Annotated in this window: 1 protein-coding gene; it reads left to right on the plus strand. The window is 66.7% G+C overall.

The features are described from left to right. Window positions 1-523: transketolase-like TK C-terminal-containing protein (locus AC1DKQ_RS22465; protein WP_476920288.1), on the plus strand; the 523-nt coding region annotated here is incomplete at both ends.

The raw sequence follows: 523 nt of genomic DNA on the forward strand, positions 1-523 counted from the left end.
CTGCCGTCATCACCTACGACCCGGCATACGGCTACGAGATCGGCGTCATCATGCGCGACGGTCTCAACCGGATGTACGGTCCCGGCCCGGCCGACAACGACCCGTCGCGGAACGTGATGTACTACCTCACGGTCTACAACGAGCCGATCGTCCAGCCGGCCGAACCCGAGAACCTTGACGTCAACGGTGTGCTGAAAGGCATCTACCGGGTGTCGGCGTCGGACGTGGAAGGACCCAAGAGCCAGATCCTGGCCTCGGGTGTGTCTGTTCCCTGGGCCCTCGAAGCCCAGCGGGTCCTCGCCGAGGACTGGGGCGTCTCAGCCGATGTCTGGTCCGTGACCTCCTGGAACGAGCTCCGCCGCGACGGGCTCGCTGCCGAGGAAGACGCCTTCCTTAACCCCGGCCAGCCCGCCCGCGTCCCGTTCGTGACGCAGCAGCTCGCCGGCGCCACCGGCCCGATCGTGGCAGTCACGGACTACATGAAGGCCGTGCCGGACCAGATCCGCCAGTTCCTGCCGAACGA

Source organism: Arthrobacter sp. 05L421 (assembly GCF_056397785.1).